We start from the raw sequence: 18,672 nt of genomic DNA, 5'->3' as shown, positions 1-18,672 counted from the left end.
ATTGTAGTAAGACGTGTATAATTCGCTCCTTTTTTAGCCACGGCCAAAGATTTCACTACGACTATGAGCGGATTAAAAGCAGAACGTTCGTTATTTTCCTATCCTAAATTTTGGGCAGAATGTTACGGCCCAGCTCCATTCTTGCCTACATCTCGCAAAGAAATGGAACAACTTGGTTGGGATAGTTGCGACATTATAATTGTTACTGGTGACGCGTACGTCGACCATCCAAGTTTTGGTATGGCGGTGATTGGTCGTGTGTTGGAGGCACAAGGTTTTCGTGTTGGTATCCTTGCGCAGCCGGATTGGTCCTCAAAAACGCCTTTCATGGAGCTTGGTAAACCAAACCTATTTTTTGGTGTTACCGCGGGTAACATGGACTCCATGATCAACCGCTACACTGCCGAAAAACGTTTACGTCACGATGATGCCTACACACCAGGCAACGAAGGTGGTAAACGTCCTGATCGCGCCGTTATTGTTTACAGTCAACGTTGTAAAGAAGCTTACAGCGATGTTCCGCTGGTCATTGGGGGTATTGAGGCAAGCTTACGCCGTATTGCACACTATGATTACTGGCAGGAAAAGGTTCGTCGCAGTATTATTTTTGACGCCAAAGCAGACATCTTAATCTACGGAAATGCCGAACGTCCACTTGTTGAAGTGGCGCATCGTCTAGCGGCAGGTGAAACACCAGAGCAAATTCAAGACGTTCGTGGCACTGCCGTGATCCGTAAGACACCGCTACCTGAATGGCGCGGTAGCGACTCCACCGCAATTGATAAAATTGGTAAAATTGACCCCATTCCGAATCCCTATGGTGCAGACGATGTGGGTTGTAGCAAATCCGAATTTGCTGCGGCAGGAATCGATTTACAAGCAGAAGCGGCAAAACCCATCGTAGTACAACCGCCACGCTTAAAACCATATGAAAAAGCTTATGTGAAGTTGCCAGCCTTTGAGCAAGTGAGCGTCAATAAACCACTTTATGCTCATGCTTCTCGGATTTTGCACCAAGAAACAAATCCAGGGTGTGCTCGTGCATTATTTCAGCGTCATGGCGATCGTTATGTGTGGGTAAATCCGCCTGCTTATCCCTTAGAAACGGAAGAAATGGACCATGTTTTTGGTTTGCCATACCAACGTGTTCCTCATCCAAAATACGGTAATGCAAAGATCCCGGCTTATGACATGATCAAAACGTCGGTCAATATTATGCGTGGGTGCTTTGGGGGATGTAGCTTCTGTTCAATCACGGAACATGAAGGTCGTATTATTCAAAGCCGCTCGCAAGAGTCTATTTTGGAAGAGATTAATCAGATCCGAGACAAAGTGCCTGGCTTTACGGGGGTGATTTCGGACTTAGGCGGACCAACGGCCAACATGTATGGGTTGCGTTGTAAGAACAAGCGCGCAGAGAGTACGTGTCGACGTTTATCATGCGTTTATCCAACTATATGTGAGCATATGGATACGGATCACACGCCAACGATTGAACTCTACCAAAACGCACGTCAAGTCAAAGGGATAAAGAAAATCCTGATTGCTTCGGGTGTGCGTTATGACTTGGCAATTGAAGATCCACGCTATGTTAAAGAGTTGGTGACCCATCACGTAGGTGGATATTTGAAAATAGCGCCTGAACATACCGAAAATGGCCCATTGTCAAAGATGATGAAACCAGGCATGGGCGCGTACGATAAGTTTAAGGCGCTGTTTGAGCAATATTCTAAAGAAGCAGGAAAAAAGCAGTACTTAATCCCTTATTTTATTTCGGCTCACCCAGGGACAACGGATGAAGACATGGTGAATTTAGCACTATGGTTGAAATCGCACGACTTTAAATTGGACCAAGTACAAAACTTTTATCCATCACCTATGGCAAATGCGACGACGATTTATCATACCGAAATGAACTCGCTCAGAAACATTAAGAACAACACGGAGACCGTGTCTGTACCGAAAGGAGCGAGACAACGTCGCTTACATAAAGCGATTCTGCGTTATCACGACCCGGCGGGGTGGCCAATGATCCGTGATGCACTACGAGCGATGGGGAAAGCGAATTTAATTGGTAAAGCGCCGCATTGTTTGGTGCCGGAAGAAGGCCGCAATGAACGACCAAAGGTAACATCGAAAGGCAAGCCTGCGTTAACTAAACACACAGGTTTTGCTCAATTCAAAAAAGCGAATACCAAGCCTCGTGTTGGCGATAATAAAAATCGCAAAGAAACGTTTGGTAAGAAGCGTGCAAAAAATGCATAAAAAAGGCGAGCTTAGCTCGCCTTTTTCTTTAATTAAGGGCTTTAAAAGCGATATTCCCAACTGCTACTAAAACGTGTATCGCTCGTTGTGTCCTGCGGATTTTCTTGGCGGATATAGTTGGCAGATACACGCCATAATCCATTGAACAACCCACGTTGGTAACGCAGTTCAAGTTCAGAAAAATCAGTTTCTTCTTTAGTGTGCCTTTTTAGTTTTGCACTATAACCTTGACCCGACGACTCAAAACGTTCGTAACCTAGAGTCCAGCCTGACATTTGCTGTGGCAGCGCACTGCCAAGCCACCAATCGCGGTTGGTAAACTGGTTTTTAGGAACGATTTCTAAATCACAACCCACCAATACGCGACTTTCAGTACAAGTTTGTTCATTGTCCGTGTATTCAATATAGTATTTGCTGCGACTTGACTCGGTTGCAGTGAACGTTTCAATACCTGCCGTAAATGTAGGAGAAATGGGTGTTAAGCCGGATTGGTTGTGGCCCATCCATTCCCCATAAACGCTAAATGGAATTTGGCCTGCTAGCGTTGAATATTTAACATCGAAACTTTGTAGCGTTTGCTTTTTCGGGGTTTCTCGTTCCAACGTTCGGTCATATTCAAAAACGAATTCACTGCTCAATGTGCTGGTGGCGATTTCCAAGCCTGGTAGAGGGGTGGCGGCAAATCGCAAAGCCCACAAGTTAGATGAAGGATTCTTTTTTACGTTAGCTATTGGTTGACTAGGGCGCTGTTTTGCAGCAATCGCCGTCATTTGCCAAGGGCCTAAAAAGGATAAAAATGACGGACCAAGTTGCGAACTAGCGCGAGTTAGGCGAAGTCCTGTCATTGGTGGAGCATGGTTTGACAACAACTGTGCGTTGTCATTGCTTGGGCCCCACCAGTAAGCTAAGCGCTCTGCACTTATCGCCCAGTTATCAAATAAAACCGCTAAATGGCTGCCATCGTAATTCGTTGATTTGCCATCTAGTCCATCACGCTGATAGTTCACTTGCACTTTGGCACTGACTTTTTCACTCGTCATTAAACCGTAAGTGTCCAAACCCGCTTTTGCTTTGTCGCGTGGAGCGAAACCTTGTGTCAATTTTGCATCACTGGAATAGTAGGCTCGAATTCCAGAGTCACGCTTCAACTTTGCGACACGCAGAGAATGTTCAACGTGTTGTAGGGCAAACATCACTTCGTGTGGAAGTGTGGCTTTATCAATATCAACCAGATCAGACGCAATACCTTGCCACATTAAAGGGTATTGATTTACTGGGTGATGAATAACACCGTAGCTGACAAGTAAATCGATAGAGTTTTTTAGTTGAGTATCACCTGCATCAATCCAAGGTGACGCTAGGGAACCTTGGCTTACTAATGCAAGACTCAGACAAAGCAGACGCTTTTTCATCCGTGGAGTTTTTCCTGTAATGCTTTTGAAACGAGTGGGTGGACAAATTGGCTAACGTCACCATGGTGAAGCGCCACTTCTTTAACTAAGGTCGATGAGATGAATGAGTTTTTTTCTGATGGTGTTAAAAACACGCTTTCCAAATCGGGGTTTAAACGTCGATTCATGTTGGCAAGTTGAAATTCATAGTCGAAATCAGACACGGCTCGAATGCCTCTGATCAGCACATTTGCATTTTGTTGTTTCGCTAAATCAACCAATAACCCTGTAAAACCAATGACTTTTACATTCTTCAGATCACGTGTAATTTCGCTTGCTAATGCTACTCTTTCGTCCAACGTGAAACAGGGTTTCTTATTTGGGTTGTGTGCAATCGCCAAAATAACGGTATGAAACATTTTTGCGGCACGTTGTATTAAGTCCATATGCCCATTTGTTAACGGATCAAACGTACCAGGGTAAAGTGCAACTACATTCATTGTCGTATCATCGAAATTCAAATTGTTGATATATTAACAAGCTTTTATTGGAATAACAGCAGTTACTCTGTGTGAAACTGTTTCCGTTAAAAGACCAATCTGTCTCACGTGACTAGGTTGATAGAGAGTAGAAGTGGGGATTGCACGATATCGAATTCCAAACCGTGATTAAGCATGGAATTTTCTATAATCATGGTGTTTGAACAAAATTCATCCCCATTTGGTAAAGTTACCCTAGGTATCACCTTTGGAATTGGCTATACTGCGGCCAAGTTGTTGGTCATTGTAGCGACACTTATTCGTGGATCTCTGTTGCGTGGCAATATATTACCCGCGGTTAGAATTCGCACATGGCTACTGAAAATTGTTGAGTCATTTGATTAAGCGTTCTATGGCGAAACATTTAAAACAGCATTGTTTATTTGCACTTCAATGGGACTAGGAAATGAATACCAAGGAAAAAATTATTCGAACTAGTATTGCCATGTTTAACCTAAATGGTGAGCGTGCCGTGACGACAAATCACATTGCAGCGAATTTAGGAATAAGTCCTGGCAATTTGTATTATCACTTCAAAAACAAAGAAGACATCATTCGTCATATTTTTTCCTTATACAGCGAACACCTTAATACGCATTTTAAACCTCTAAGTCTTGGAGAAAATGCGTTAGAGCAGCTAACGTTATACTTGGATTCCTTATTTGATTTGATGTGGCGATACCATTTCTTTTACGACAATCTGACCGACATTTTGGCAAGAGATAATGAATTGAAAAAAGACTACATCGCTTTTCAATCTCAGTTGTTTGAGCAAGTGAAGGCCGTTGTGATTGCATTGCGAGATGTAGACGTGATCGCCATTGATGATGAGGATGCAAAAGAGTTAGCTCACATGTTGAAAATGACGGTTAGCTTTTGGACGCCTTACGTTAAGGCTAGACGGTTGACAGGGGTGTTAGAGCAGCAAGATATCTACAATGGTATCGTGAAAGTGTTAATGTTGTTCAAGCCTTATTGCACGCAAATGAGTAAGCAAAAAATTGCCCAACTGCAAGCGCATTATCAAACGCTAGCAGACGAATCATTACCGAGCATTGCGTAAAAAATCAGCGTTTCCTACTTGCTGACATTTTTGCTATAATCCCGCGCCTTGTTTTTGGTGCGGGTTGTAGTCGTCACATTTGAACTCACTCAGCACACGCAAGCTTACTTCGTTTTTCGCAAACAAGTAAACTAACCTCTTAATTCGAGTGAGTTTTATGTTGAAATTTATTGTTAAACTACATCCTGAAATCGTCATTAAAAGTAAGTCTGTGCGTAAGCGTTTTACGAGCATTCTTGAGCGCAACGTGAAAATCATTCTGCGCAGGTTTGATGAGAAAGTCGCTGTAAAAAACAATTGGGACAACATCACGATTACTACCCAACTGAGTGATGAACAAACTCGTCTAACGTTTATCGATGAACTTAAGCGCGTACCAGGTATTGAGCAAGTTGTTGAAGTTAAAGAAGTGATCTTCGAAACGTTAGACGACATCTATCAACACGCGTTGGGTTTAGTCGCGCCAGTCATTGCAGGTAAAACGTTCTGTGTGCGCATTAAACGCCAAGGTACTCATGACTTCACGTCGACAGAAGCCGAGCGGTATGTTGGTGGTGGCTTGAATCAAAACGTAGAAGGGGCAAGCGTTAAGCTTACGCGTCCGGACGTTACTGTAAAAATCGAGATTAAAGACAATCGAGCTTACCTTTTGACTGAAATTCACCGTGGTTTGGGTGGTTTCCCATTACCAACGCAAGAAGATGTTCTCAGCTTAATTTCAGGTGGCTTTGACTCTGGTGTGGCAACGTACCACATGATGCGGAAGGGCGCCCGCACGCATTTCTTGTTTTTTAACCTAGGTGGTGCGGCGCATGAAATTGGGGTAAAGCAAGTTAGTTATTTCCTTTGGAAACAGTTTAGCTCAACACACCGCGTAAAGTTTATTGCGGTTGATTTTGAACCTGTAGTGGCCGAGATTTTAGAAAACATCGACAGTGGCGAAATGGGCGTGGTACTTAAACGTATGATGATGCGTGCAGGTAGTAAAATCGCTGAGCGTCTCAATATTCCAGCGCTGGTCACTGGAGAAAGCATTGGCCAAGTTTCGAGCCAGACATTGGCTAACTTGAGCGTAATCGACCGAGTCACTGAAACTCTTATTTTGCGTCCGCTGATTCACTTGGATAAGCAAGAAATCATCAGCACCGCACGTCAAATCGGGACGATAGAAATGGCCGAAGCAATGCCAGAATATTGTGGTGTCATTTCGAAGAAGCCGAACGTCAAAACCCGCATTGGTAAAGTGCAAGCGGAAGAAGAAAAGTTCGATTTTGATGTATTAAACACGGTGGTTGATAACGCGCGCATCATGGATATTCGTGAAATTGAAGAAGCCACGAAAGAAGAAGTGAAAGAAGCGGAATCAGTTAGCGAATTGCCACAAGGTGCGGTAGTCCTTGATATTCGTTCACCTGAAGAAGAAGACGACTCACCACTGGAAATTGAAGGCTTTGAAGTGAAGCACCTGCCATTCTTCCGTTTGGCTACTCAGTTTGGCGATTTGCCTCAAGATAAAGAATACTTCTTATATTGTAAGAAAGGGGTAATGAGTCAGCTTCAAGCCCTGATTTTACATGAAAAAGGGTATCTCAATGTCCGAGTGTACAAGCCGTCTAAGTAGTTAAAAAGCGCCTCAGGCGCTTTTCTTCTGTATCTGGGTAAGTAAACGCGCATTGAAAGGCGTTTGCTTGCCTTTTTGCTGTGCTTGCCGACAAATGAAACCACAAATAGCGTCTATTTCTGTTTCCCTTTTTAAATGAATGTCTTGGCGCATGGACGAACGATTTTGAGCTGTTTGCTGCATCACTTGGTAGGCTAATTCCAGCGCGTCTGAAAGCGAAATAGTTACTCCATTTTGATTTGCTATCCATACGGCTTCATTTAATAGCCCCAGTATTTCACTGGCAAAGAAGGGTTGCCGCAATACGCCATTATCGACATTTTCACGAGCTGATATCGGATTAATGGCGACATTGACCAGTAACTTTTGCCAGCGCAGCAGCTGGATATTTTCATGTATCGCACACTGTGGAAAGTGAGTTTGCATAGCGGTAATCAGAGAAGGAGCGGGTAGACTGCTGTGGCTTAAGTTACCCAACCAAGTTGCTCCAATCCCTTTGTGTACAACCGTGTCAGGGGACGATTTAAACCCCCCATATTCGTGGTTGCAAACCACATTTGTTGCGTTTGAGTTAGCCTTGCAAGCCATGGGGTCAAATCACTCATGCCATTGTGACTGATTACAATCGTTGCATCGTCGCTTAGGTAAGGCCAAAGTTGCTCAAGCGCTGCGGGCAATTGGTAAGCTTTTACACAGATCAGTACTTGTTCAATAGACTGACGCTGTAGGTGCTCAAAGTGAGCATGACTCACACTGAGCGGTGTGGTGACCAATTCATGTTGATAAAAATAGGGGGTACCGGTTTGGGTAGACCGAGTGACCACGGTAACCGGAGCGAAAAGTTGGCAATAGCGCGCAAAAAGCAGCCCAACGGCGCCCGCTCCAACCACATAAACAGGCTTATCGTGTTTTTTTGATTGCTTTTGTCCAGCCATAATATCCTGCGAAATAGACAATAGCGCCGGCCATATCGGCAACAAAATCGGCAAACGAGGCTTGGCGGTAAGGAACAAAGGATTGCAACACTTCAATACTTGCCCCATAAAATGCAAGGAGCACTAAATGCAGCCACACGGGAAGTCTAAAGGCATGGTGAAGGATAAACGCCAAGCCAAGGAAGATAACAAAATGTACAACCTTATCGACATGTGCGAACAGTACGAGATTCGTTTTTACCTCTTTGATGAACAATGCGGTACAAATAATGAGACTCGCTAAGAAAAGAAATTGGTAAACACGCCTTGTCACGTTAATTCCTACTACGACTTTATTATTGCCTCGAGTATATCATCGAAAGGTGGACGTAACATGAATATTCTGGTCTATTCTTTGAGTTTCCATGTGCTTATTTTGAGTTTTGTTTGTGCACAATCATGCTGAAATTTTCCTTCTGATAACGAGGGCTGGTATACTAATCGTAATCAATTTTAGGAGAAAATTATGCCATCATTTGACATCGTGTCAGAAATTGAAATGACAGAAGCAAAGAACGCTGTCGATAATGCTGCTCGTGAATTAGAAACGCGTTGGGATTTTCGTGGTGTAAATGCGTCGATTGAATTAGATGACAAACTGGTCGTGTTAAAGGGTGAAGCGGAACACCAATTAATGCAACTGTTTGATATTTTAGTTAGCAAAGCGGCTAAGCGCGGCTTAGATGTTTCATGCCTTGAGTTGCAAGACGTTGTGCATTCAGGCAAAACGTTTTCTCGCAAAGTAGGCTTAAAACAAGGTATTGATAAGGATATGGCGAAGAAAATTACCAAACTTATCAAAGAATCAAAAATTAAAGTGCAGTCGAGTGTTCAGGGCGAAGAAGTACGTGTAACGGGTAAAAACCGTGACGATCTTCAAGAAGTGATGCAACTCATCCGTGGTGCAGAACTCGGCCAACCATTCCAGTTCAAAAACTTCCGCGATTAATTCTGTCCATCGGAAGCAGTGTCCGCTGCTTCCTGCATCACTTTATGTTTCTTCTCTTCTTGGCTTTCTAGACGTCCATTGACATTTGACTGCCAAATTTGGACAATAGCGCCTCTTTTCAAGGTGCTTGATAGTCGTTGTTTTGGACAACAGACTGGCAAGATAATCGGGAAGCTTGGTGCGGTTCGCAAGATGCAAGCCTAATCCAACACTGCCCCCGCAACGGTAAACACAGTTGTGTAAGTCCGGAGACCGGCCTTGGAGCTTTCTTACTTACAACTTGTGCGGTGGGCGCAGGTCAGGGGACATCATGTACAAACTATCATTGCTTGGCGTTGCAATTGCTGCGTCTTCGTCACTTTATTCCACATCGTCTCTAGCAAACAATGTTGAGCGCATAACGGTTACAGCAAATAAATTAGAGCAAAAAGTCGCGGATGTAGCGGCTTCTGTGATTGTTATCGAGCGCGCTGATATTGAAAAAAGCGGTGTGAATGATGTTGCAGCATTGCTGTCACAACAAGCTGGTTTCCAAATTAATCGTAATGGTGGACTTGGTCAAAATACTGGGTTGTCACTTCGCGGCTCGAACACACGTCACACACTCGTACTTATCGACGGTGTGCGCGTCGGTTCCGCAACGCTCGGTTACAAATCAATAGCCAATATTGCGCTTAGTAGCATCGAAAGAATTGAGGTGGTCAAAGGCTCTCGTGCCGCTGTGTATGGCTCGGATGCATTAGCGGGTGTGATTAATATCATTACACGCCAAACAACCGCGACAGAAATTACAGTCGGAGTTGGCTCGGACAGTTATCACGTTGCTGAACTGGCTGCTGGTACACAAAAAGGTGGCTGGGATCTTAACCTTAATGCGAGTTTTGAGAAAACCGACGGTTTTGATGTAATGCAGACGCTCCAATTTGATAATGATGGCTACCACAATGTCAATGTTGGGCTTGCAGCGTCATACCAAGACGAAGGCTTAGGTCAGGTATCGGCGAAAATTCAACATAACCAAGGTGAAGTCGATTATGACAGTGCGTGGGGTGGTATTAACGCAACCGATTACCGTAGTGAATTCAAAAATGATTTGCTGTCATTGGGTTGGAATAAACGCATTGATAATGTCAGCCTCGCGTTGGATATCAGTCGCGCATCAGATGAATCGGACGATATAAGCGAAGGGTTTGTTAGCACTTTTGATACCACACGAACCACGAAAGAAGCGAAAGTAACGTGGTTTGCACTGGATTCTGTGACCGCATTAGCAGGCTTTACGCACAATAAAGAAGATGTTTCGGGCAGTTCTACAATTTATGACTTAAATTCCCGTTCGACATCTGCTTGGTTCATGGGCGCAACATACGCACGGAACGCTATCCAAGCCGAAGGATTTGTGCGTCGTGAATCCGATGATCAGTTTGGCAGTGAAGTAACGTACAGTATTGGGGCGGGCTACGATATTCGTAAAAACTTGACGCTCCATGTATCACAAAGTACCGGCTTCAAAGCGCCAACCTTCAACGATTTGTATTTCCCAAATTCGGGTAATGCAGCACTGGAGCCTGAGAAGTCACGTCACCAAGAACTTGGTATAAAAGGCTTTACGCAAAACGTGAGCTTTGAGACGGCTATTTTCAAAACCGTATTCGACAACAAAATTGCTTGGGCTCCAAATGCTCAAGGTAAATGGCAGCCTGCAAATATTAATGAAGCCCGCCATCAGGGTATTGAAGTGAGTGTCACTCATACTCTGTTGGGACTTGATTCATCTTGGAACTACACGTACTTAGATGCAAAAGACGAACAAACAAACAGCGAACTGACCTACGTGTCCAAAAACACATTGAACTGGCGTGTAGCTGAACAATTTGATGCGTTGGAAGTTGCGACAGAAGTGCAATATCGCAGTGACCGTTTAGGTAAGTACACACCGTTACCGTCGTATACGCTTTTTAACTTAGTTGCAAACTACACATTTACGGATGAAGTTTCGTTGATCGCGCGTATCGAAAACGTGTTTGATAGGGACTACAACGCGGTAGATGCGGGTGTTGCTGACAGTAGCGTGTTTTATTACAACACGGCTGAGCGTCGATTCTACCTGAATTTACATGCAAAATTCTAAATCGGTTTTAGCTTGAGAAGAAAAGAAAGAGGCAACCCGAGTGCCTCTTTCTTTATGCAATTAGTCGTTGAGCAACTCTGCAAAATGCTGCGAAAACTTCGCTAGTTTAGGTGCAATAAGCACACTGCAATATCCTTGTTCGGGATTCAAATTGTAATAGTCTTGATGGTAAGTTTCCGCCGAGTAAAAGACGCTTGCTTCGCTCACTTCAGTAACAATGAGTTCTGAGAAATGCGGCACAACTCGTTCAATGAATTGTTGGGTTTGTGATTTCTGTTCATTGGTGTGATAAAACACCACACTTCGATATTGTGTACCAACATCGTTGCCCTGACGATTGAGTTGGGTTGGGTCATGCAATACAAACAGCATCTCCAACAGTGTTTCGAATGACACAACACGTTCATCAAACGTGATTTGTACCACTTCGGCATGGCCCGTTAAACCAGAACAAACTGCGCGATAGGTCGGGTTGTCGATGTGCCCGCCCATGTAGCCGGATTCAACGTGTGAAACCCCATTGACACGGCGAAAGGCCGCGTCAATACACCAAAAACAACCACCGCCAAACGTTGCAACTTGCATCTTAACTTTCTCCTTACTTCAGAGGATGTTGGGTATTTTGCTCGTCGAGTCGTTTTGCAAGGAACTCAGGCGATTGTGTTCTTCGCGCGAGCGCAAGATAAGCGGTTGGGACGACAAATAGCGTAAGTAATGTCGCAACGCTGACCCCTGCGAAAACCACGACCCCGATAACCGCACGACTCTCTGCACCAGGACCTGTTGCCAATACCAGCGGAATTGCACTCATAACCGTCGTTAACGAGGTCATGATTATTGGACGTAAACGTTGCTTTGAGGCACGGATCACCGCTTCTTTAAATTCTACACCACGGTCACGCAATTGGTTGGAGAATTCAACGATAAGAATGCCATTTTTGGCGCTTAAACCTATCAACATTACAATACCGATTTGGCTATAAATATTGATGGTATTGTCGGTGATAAATAGTCCAAACATCGCGCCAACCAAACCAAGGGGTACGGTCAACATGATCACAAACGGATGCACAAAACTTTCAAACTGTGCCGCTAATACTAAGAAAGTGACCGTGAGGGCGAGAATAAAGACATATGTCATTGCTGAGGCACCCTCGTAAAACAATTGAGATTCGCCTTTGTAGTCGATTGCACCGTCGTTTTTGTTTTCTTCAGCAGCGACTTGGTTAAGGAAGTTAAGTGCTTCTTCGAGCGTGTAATTATCAGCCAAGTTGGCGGAGATAGTGATGGCGCGCATGCGGTTGTAACGGTTTAGTCGGGCAGCGGTCGCTTGCTCCGTTAACGTTACTAAACTGTCCAGCGGAACAAGTGTACCAGTACGCGACTTCACGTAGATATTGGCGATATCCGACGGCGATGAAAAATCGGCTTTTTCCCCTTTTAGAATAACGTCATATTCTTCACCGCGATCAATAAAGGTCGTTACTCGGCGTTGCCCTAACATGGTTTCAAGTGTTTTGCCCACATCGTTTACGGAAACACCGAGATCGGCCGCTTTAGCTTTATCGATACTGACTAAAAATTGTGGGAAGGTTTCTTTGTAATCGTGGTCGATACGCACCAAGCCCGGATTTTTCTGTGCTTTAGCGATAATGCGATCGCGCCATTGCGCCAGTTCGCTGTAGTCGTTTCCTTGGAGCACAAATTCAACGGGGCGAGAATTGCCGCCACCACCAATGCCTCGGCGCATAATCGCAAAAGCACGAACGTCGGTGACTTCGGTCATTTTGCCACTGATTTCATCCATGACTTGCCAAGTTGAGCGCTTACGTTCATCCCAATCCGGCATGCCGACAATTGCAACGCCGCCTTGTCCACCCCAGCCCGGCACTCGCACTAACACTCGACTAAGCTCACCTTGTTCTAGGTAAGGCATTAAGCGCTGTTCGATTTCCGCCATGTTCGCCGCATTGTTTTCATAAGACGCACCTTCAGGACCGTTCATCATAATGAAAAAAGTGCCACGATCTTCTTTCGGTGTAAGTTCGGATGGTGTGAGTTTAAACAATTGATAACTTGCGAGCGCGGCTAACGCCAAGACACCAAAAAGCCCCAGTTTGCTCTGAATGTTATTGTGTAAAATGCGCTCATAGCCTTGCTCGATTCGACCAAATTGTCTGTCCATCCAACGGCTAAACGCGCTGTCGTTCTGATGGTTTTTCAGGATTTTAGAGCAAAGAGCAGGGGAAAGCGTCAGCGCCGTGACACTCGAGAAAATCACCGCAGCACTGACCGCCATCGCGAATTCAGTAAAGAGAGCACCAATTCGACCTTCCATGAAAACAAGGGGAACGAATACGGCCACTAACACCAACGTCGTTGCAATAACCGCAAAGCCAACCTCACGGGCACCACGGTACGAGGCAAGCAGCGGAGGCTCGCCCATTTCAATGCGGCGATGGATGTTTTCCAGCATAACTATTGCATCGTCTACCACCAAGCCAATGGCTAAAACGAGCGCGAGCAAGGTCAGCAAGTTGATTGAGTATCCCATGGCTAACAAGAACATAAACGTTGCTACCAAGGCAACTGGAACGGTGACCGCAGGAATGAGCGTTGCGCGAACACTTCCTAAAAAGAGATAAATAACCATGACGACAAGTGCCATTGCAATGGCGAGCGTACGATAAACTTCATGGATAGATTCACGTATGAAAATAGACGAATCGTAGCTGTCTTCGATAGTTGTACCTTCAGGCAGGTTACGCTTAATTTTGGCCAGTTCTGCGCGGGCGTTATCGACCACCTCTAAGGTGTTTGCTTTGGCCTGTTTTACAATGCCAAGACCTATCATATTTCGGCCATTACCACGGAAAAGGCTCTCGTCGTCAGCGGCTTCTAAGCTGACTTTTGCAACTTCACCTAATCGCACTAAATAGCCTTGGTCACCCCGTTTGATAACCAAGTTATGGAAATCAGTTTGTGATTTATAGCTTCTCGAAATACGAACAGCAAAATCTCGGTCGAGCGATTCAATTTCGCCAGCTGGAAGTTCAACGTTCTCATTACGTAACACTTGTTCAATGTCGTTACTCGTAATACCACGTGCGGCCATTGCTTTTCTATCCAGCCAGATTTTCATGGCATATTGGCGTTCACCACCGATGCGAACGTTAGAGACACCATCGACCACGGCTAAGCGATCAACGATGTAGCGCTGTGCGTAGTCCGACAGTTGCAGAGAGTCCATGGTTTGGCTGTTTAGCACAAACCACGCAATGGGACTTTCATCGCTGTTTGATTTTGAAACTTCTGGTGGTCTGACTTGATCCGGCAATCTGTCTTGAGCGCGAGAGACACGTTCGCGCACATCGTTGGCGGCGGCATCGATATCACGGTCAATTGTAAACTCAATCGTAATGTTCGAACTGCCATTGCGACTTGATGAGGTGATGCTTTTAATGCCTTCAATACCGGAAATACGGTTTTCAAGAATTTGGGTGATTTTGGTTTCAACCACTTCAGCACTGGCACCTGGGTAGTCGGTACTCACACTGACAATAGGGGTATCAATATCTGGATATTCTCGAAGTGGTAACATGGTAAAGGCAACTAAACCAAATGTGAGCAACAAGAGATTGATTACAATGGCGAAGACGGGGCGTTTGACGGCGGTATCTGTTATTTTCACGCAATTACCCCTTTACCGACACAGCACTGCCTTCTCGCAGTTTCAAGGTCCCTTCCGTGATCACTTGTTGTCCTTCTTCAAGACCCGAAGCAATAGCTACCCAACCACTGAAGCGAGTTTGGATTTTCACTTGGGTTCGGTGTGCCTTTCCGTCGTCGCCAATTGCGAAAACAAAGTGTTTGTCTTGGATAGGGATAATGGCCTTTTCTGGCACCATCAGTGCCGAGACTTCAGCTAACTGAAGTTTGGTAAAGAGCAACATTCCCGGACGTAAATAGTGTTTTGGGTTGTTGAATTTCGCGGTGACAGAGACAGAGCGAGTCTTGTCATCAATGCGTGTATCGACGTGGGATAATACCCCCTCAAAAGGGGCATTTGGGTAGGCATCACTTAAGGCGGTGACACGCATGCCGATTTGTAACTGCGCGAGATATTTTTCCGGGACTTGGAAATCCACTTTAATTACGCTTAAATCATCCAATGTGGTGATCACGGTATTGGTTGTAACATACGCACCGACAGAGATTGAACGACGTCCTAATGTGCCTGCAAACGGCGCGCTAATGGTCATTTCTGCGAGCTTCGTTTTTGCAGCATCAAGTTGAGCAGTAAGTGCATCCACTTTCGATCGTTGTTCTTCTAATTGTGATTTGGCGGCGCTTTGACTTTTAGCTAATTCGGCTAATCGTTCGAGCTGACGTGTTTGTTCTTTCAAATTAATGGTGAGCTCACTTACTTGAAGGCGTTCTTGTTGGTCTTGGAGTTGGACCAGCTTTTGCCCTTTTAATACGGTATCGCCATCTTTGAAATAAATGCTGGTTACATAATCGTTTTGTGCACTGGTGATGTCGATTGCTTGATTAGCTCTTGCGCTACCTACGCCATCAACAGTGACGGGTTGATTGTCCATCATGACTTTGTGAGCAGACACTTCGACTTGTTGTGCGCCCATTTGAGTTTGCCCATCGGCTTTTGGCAAATAAAGATAAACACAAAGCCCTAATAGCACGAGCATGATGAAGGGGAACAGCGCTTTTCCTGATTGATGTGAATGCATGTTTTGTAACCGCTAAATAGATTATTATTAAGTGTACTTAAAAACACCCATGGCTAGCGTACGGGATGTCTCATTATTTTGTGTATTAACCGTAAAAAAGCCTAAATTATTTCACAAGTACCCAAAAAAAGAACTAAATTAAATTCAAATGAGAGGTAAAAGTGGCAGAAAAGGAGCCTTGTCAGCGATGTCGAACCATCCGCCTATTGGTGATTTGGGCAATCCTAATGTATGGTTTTTACTACTGGATTAATTTGGTATGACAAAAAGTGTAAACAACGAATCAGTTAAGTTGCGCGCGACCGCGAACCGACACGCCGTTGAGTTCTTGTTGGTGGGGGCGATTGCAATCATTGTTGTGATGTTGTTTGTGTTATTACGTCCTACCCCTATCTCCAAGGTAGAGATTTTCATCGCCAGTGGTGGCATCGTGGCGATAATTATCGGTTTTTTTAAAAGCCAAGAACCGTATTTTAGTGTAGAGATAAATTATAATAGTTTGATCTATTTGCATAAATTTGGTTTCTGGCAATTGCCTAGGAATAATTTAGTCGAAGCAGGTATTCCAAAATCGATTCAGGGTGAATTTGAGCTTGAGTTAAATGCTGTTGGTATTAAAATTAAAGACATAGATGATTTTTTACTGTCGTTATCACCTCGATTAGCAGCAAAATTATTGATTGAACAGCGGCATATTTTTTTACAAGCTGTTAAAATGCATTGCGAAAATGGCAACTGCCCAGAGGATTGGTTGATCGAAGACTCTGCATATTGTTCGCCTAGCGGTAAGAAGTATAGTGGTTTACTCGCGATGTTCGGCAACAGAATGGCACACTTTAAGCTGGCGACTGGCTATGACTTAATGTTGACGGAAACGGTGCTTGACCGAGACATTTGGCGATTTGCAAATCTGCTAAATCATTGGAAAAGAGACCCAGAGCGGGTGCTTAACCAATTACAGCAGAGTTTGCCGAGAAGTAAATAGGGTAAAGTGATGAGCATAGAAAGAGCGTTTCTAAAAAGTGGTCGAAACACTATCATTCACAAAGAAAAAAAATTAGATTTGGTGATAGTCAACGGGGATAACCATCCTAAGATCAAGGTTACCCACATGGGTCTTGTACCGTTTAAAGAAGAATTACCACGTAATCGACGTGAAGCTAAAGAGCGAGATTTGGAAATCGTTCAGATTTCGCATAATGATGTCTTTGGCGAGGTCAAACGTTTGTTGTTTATACAAGCGCTTGATGGTAAAGAATATAAAGTTGATTACAGTAAAATAGGCACAAAATTGTTTGTGCGTATTCATCAGGATAGTTATTTATAACATGAAATCATATCACGCCATTGTATTGTTCATTTGTACCTTGCTATCTGCCTGCGGAGGCGGTGGAGGAGGAAGTGGCAATGGCAGTGTTAAAGCCAGCGTCAATGTTGGTGATGATATTAGTGCAGACGAAAAAACGTCAGTCAAACTTTCAGCGGTGGTATCACCATCTGGTGGTACGGTGACTTGGTCTGTAAGCCAAGGTGACAGCATCGATGGTTTGCCCGAAGAAGGCGAATCTATCGATCTGGAGATACCGGATGTTAAATCAAATAGCACTTATACAATCAAAGCAGACTATCGAGCGCCCGATGGTAGCCTTGTGTCGGACACTCTCGTTCTTCAAGTCGCTTCACTCAATCAGGTACCAACCGTCTCGGTTACACAGACTGGGCCGGAAGAGCTTCCAAGTAAATGGGGTGATACCGTTGTGCTTAGCGCAGAGGAGTCTGAAGATCCAGATGAAAATGGCCAAATCGTCTCATATCAATGGCAGCAAACTGGCGGTGTGAGCATAACACCTGCATCGCTCACAGACAGTACACTACAGTTTGAGCACCCGTTACTTGCGGCGAGTTCTACAGTGAGTTGGCAAGTTACCGTCACAGATGATGAAGGTGGACAAGCGAGTAACAGTATTTCAATTGTCTTGGCAAAGAACGACCAACTTGTTTTTGCCAAAGCTGGAAATGATGAACTGATAACCGAATATGAAACCGTTACGTTGGATGGATCTTCAAGTCAAAGTGTAAGCGCTGACTATCGCTGCAATTGGCAGCTAATCAGCGGACCTTCGGTTACATTAGCTGATGCCAATGCGTGCGTAACAACCTATATGGCACCTGATGTGGATGCCGAAGTAGCAATGACGTGGCAGCTTACGGTAACAGACGTGGCGGGCTACACGGGGACAGACAGTAAAGTCGTGACAATCACACCGATGAAACTTGGTTACCTCAATGACTCCGGGCAAGTTAGTTGTTATAACACAACTGCCAAAATAGAGTGTGCGAGTAGTAATGATTTTGCGGGTCAAGACGCTAAAACAGGGCGTGATAGTGTAGTTGCAAGGCTTGCTAAAACTGGACAAGGCGACAATGGATTTGATTTTACCAAACTTGACGCGTTTGCAGATGAGTTACCCAATGACAGCACATCGTTTAGCTGCGTTCGGGATAACGTGACCGGTCTCATTTGGGAAGTGAAAGAAGTGCCTGTCGGAACATTACCAAATGTAACGTTACGTGCCTCTCATAACCGCTACACTTGGGGATTTGCGGGTGTCACAGGCAGTGTTTTCGGGGCAGCAAATAGCACGTGTGAAAGTGACGTCAATTGTTCGCTTGAGGCCTATGTGCAAGCCGTGAACGCAACAAATTACTGTGGTGGTGTGAATTGGCGTGTGCCTACTTATGTGGAGTTAATGGGATTATTAGATTTTGAAAAACGTAGTCAGAACGTAATGATACCTACCCATTATTTTCCTAACAGCCCAGCAGCATCACTCAATGGAAACTTGTACTACTGGACCAAACAGACGAGTGCAGATGGTACCAGCTTGTCCCAAGCTTACGTGATTGACTTACAGACGGGCAATGACGTTGCCTACCCGAAAGCGAACACCGCGTATGTTCGTTTAGTGAGAACCCCATAGGAGTTTCTAC

At 44.6% G+C, this 18,672-nt stretch carries 17 protein-coding genes and 1 riboswitch; of the genes, 9 read left to right on the top strand and 8 right to left on the bottom strand.

Annotation, left to right across the window (positions count from 1 at the left end):
* Positions 1-63: 63 nt before the first annotated feature.
* Positions 64-2,265 (top strand): YgiQ family radical SAM protein, encoded by a 2,202-nt coding sequence (locus tag NI389_RS08885; RefSeq protein ID WP_308359352.1) that lies wholly within the window; start codon positions 64-66, stop codon positions 2,263-2,265.
* A gap of 41 nt (positions 2,266-2,306) precedes the next feature.
* Here NI389_RS08885 and NI389_RS08880 read toward each other — a convergent pair whose 3' ends face one another.
* Complete coding sequence (locus NI389_RS08880; protein WP_308359350.1) at positions 2,307-3,677, bottom strand: capsule assembly Wzi family protein; 1,371 nt, start codon at positions 3,675-3,677, stop codon at positions 2,307-2,309.
* Positions 3,674-4,156 (bottom strand): pantetheine-phosphate adenylyltransferase, encoded by a 483-nt coding sequence (gene coaD, locus NI389_RS08875; protein WP_208841726.1) that lies wholly within the window; start codon positions 4,154-4,156, stop codon positions 3,674-3,676. Before coaD ends, NI389_RS08880 begins: the two co-directional genes overlap by 4 nt.
* A 174-nt stretch (positions 4,157-4,330) precedes the next feature.
* Between coaD and NI389_RS08870 the strand changes: the two genes are divergently transcribed.
* The 3 genes from NI389_RS08870 to thiI all read left to right on the top strand — a co-directional run bounded on the left by NI389_RS08870 (position 4,331) and on the right by thiI (position 6,879).
* Complete coding sequence (locus tag NI389_RS08870) at positions 4,331-4,540, top strand: hypothetical protein (RefSeq protein ID WP_308359348.1); 210 nt, start codon at positions 4,331-4,333, stop codon at positions 4,538-4,540.
* A 61-nt stretch (positions 4,541-4,601) separates the two neighbouring features.
* Positions 4,602-5,258 (top strand): TetR/AcrR family transcriptional regulator, encoded by a 657-nt coding sequence (locus NI389_RS08865; RefSeq protein ID WP_208841724.1) that lies wholly within the window; start codon positions 4,602-4,604, stop codon positions 5,256-5,258.
* Positions 5,259-5,415: 157 nt separating this feature from the next.
* Complete coding sequence (thiI, locus tag NI389_RS08860; RefSeq protein ID WP_308359345.1) at positions 5,416-6,879, top strand: tRNA uracil 4-sulfurtransferase ThiI; 1,464 nt, start codon at positions 5,416-5,418, stop codon at positions 6,877-6,879.
* Between the two features lie 12 nt (positions 6,880-6,891).
* Here the strand turns inward: thiI and NI389_RS08855 are convergent, their stop codons facing one another.
* From NI389_RS08855 to NI389_RS08845, 3 genes are read right to left on the bottom strand one after another with little or no spacing between them, the layout of a single operon-like run.
* Positions 6,892-7,305, bottom strand: a complete 414-nt coding sequence (locus NI389_RS08855; RefSeq protein WP_308359343.1) for a ketopantoate reductase family protein — start codon at positions 7,303-7,305, stop codon at positions 6,892-6,894.
* Positions 7,306-7,343: 38 nt separating this feature from the next.
* The gene (locus NI389_RS08850; protein WP_308359342.1) at positions 7,344-7,814 is read right to left on the bottom strand and encodes a ketopantoate reductase family protein; all 471 of its coding nucleotides are present in this window, start codon (positions 7,812-7,814) and stop codon (positions 7,344-7,346) included.
* Positions 7,780-8,127, bottom strand: coding sequence for a VanZ family protein (locus tag NI389_RS08845; protein ID WP_308359340.1), 348 nt, complete (start codon positions 8,125-8,127; stop codon positions 7,780-7,782). The genes NI389_RS08850 and NI389_RS08845 overlap by 35 nt, the downstream gene beginning before the upstream one ends.
* 192 nt (positions 8,128-8,319) lie before the next feature.
* On the opposite strand from NI389_RS08845, the gene NI389_RS08840 reads away from it, so the two are divergent.
* Together NI389_RS08840 and NI389_RS08835 are read left to right on the top strand one after the other, a co-directional pair.
* Positions 8,320-8,802, top strand: coding sequence for a YajQ family cyclic di-GMP-binding protein (locus tag NI389_RS08840; protein WP_208841720.1), 483 nt, complete (start codon positions 8,320-8,322; stop codon positions 8,800-8,802).
* A 104-nt stretch (positions 8,803-8,906) separates the two neighbouring features.
* Positions 8,907-9,077: riboswitch (cobalamin riboswitch) on the top strand.
* A gap of 35 nt (positions 9,078-9,112) precedes the next feature.
* On the top strand, positions 9,113-10,933 hold the full coding sequence (locus tag NI389_RS08835; protein ID WP_308359337.1) for a TonB-dependent receptor domain-containing protein: 1,821 nt from the start codon (positions 9,113-9,115) through the stop codon (positions 10,931-10,933).
* Between the two features lie 60 nt (positions 10,934-10,993).
* Here the strand turns inward: NI389_RS08835 and msrA are convergent, their stop codons facing one another.
* Genes msrA through NI389_RS08820 form a run of 3 tightly spaced genes read right to left on the bottom strand, consistent with a single transcriptional unit; the run spans position 10,994 to position 15,681 of the window.
* Positions 10,994-11,518 (bottom strand): peptide-methionine (S)-S-oxide reductase MsrA, encoded by a 525-nt coding sequence (msrA, locus tag NI389_RS08830; RefSeq protein WP_308359335.1) that lies wholly within the window; start codon positions 11,516-11,518, stop codon positions 10,994-10,996.
* Between the two features lie 13 nt (positions 11,519-11,531).
* Positions 11,532-14,624 (bottom strand): efflux RND transporter permease subunit, encoded by a 3,093-nt coding sequence (locus tag NI389_RS08825; protein WP_308359334.1) that lies wholly within the window; start codon positions 14,622-14,624, stop codon positions 11,532-11,534.
* Between the two features lie 4 nt (positions 14,625-14,628).
* Entirely contained in the window at positions 14,629-15,681 is a 1,053-nt protein-coding gene (locus NI389_RS08820; protein WP_308359333.1) for an efflux RND transporter periplasmic adaptor subunit, read from the bottom strand.
* 259 nt (positions 15,682-15,940) lie between these two features.
* On the opposite strand from NI389_RS08820, the gene NI389_RS08815 reads away from it, so the two are divergent.
* The 3 genes from NI389_RS08815 to NI389_RS08805 are packed head-to-tail and all read left to right on the top strand — an operon-like array spanning position 15,941 to position 18,662.
* Positions 15,941-16,666 (top strand): DUF2982 domain-containing protein, encoded by a 726-nt coding sequence (locus NI389_RS08815; RefSeq protein WP_308359331.1) that lies wholly within the window; start codon positions 15,941-15,943, stop codon positions 16,664-16,666.
* Positions 16,667-16,675: 9 nt separating this feature from the next.
* Entirely contained in the window at positions 16,676-17,008 is a 333-nt protein-coding gene (locus tag NI389_RS08810) for a hypothetical protein (RefSeq protein ID WP_208844428.1), read from the top strand.
* A gap of 1 nt (position 17,009) precedes the next feature.
* Positions 17,010-18,662 (top strand): Lcl C-terminal domain-containing protein, encoded by a 1,653-nt coding sequence (locus NI389_RS08805; RefSeq protein ID WP_308359329.1) that lies wholly within the window; start codon positions 17,010-17,012, stop codon positions 18,660-18,662.
* Positions 18,663-18,672 lie beyond the last annotated feature (10 nt).

The organism is Pseudoalteromonas xiamenensis (assembly GCF_030994125.1).
Classification (GTDB): Bacteria; Pseudomonadota; Gammaproteobacteria; order Enterobacterales; family Alteromonadaceae; genus Pseudoalteromonas; species Pseudoalteromonas xiamenensis_B.
The sequence above is the reverse complement of the archived record's forward strand: the minus strand, read 5'-3'. Positions and strand labels throughout refer to the sequence as shown.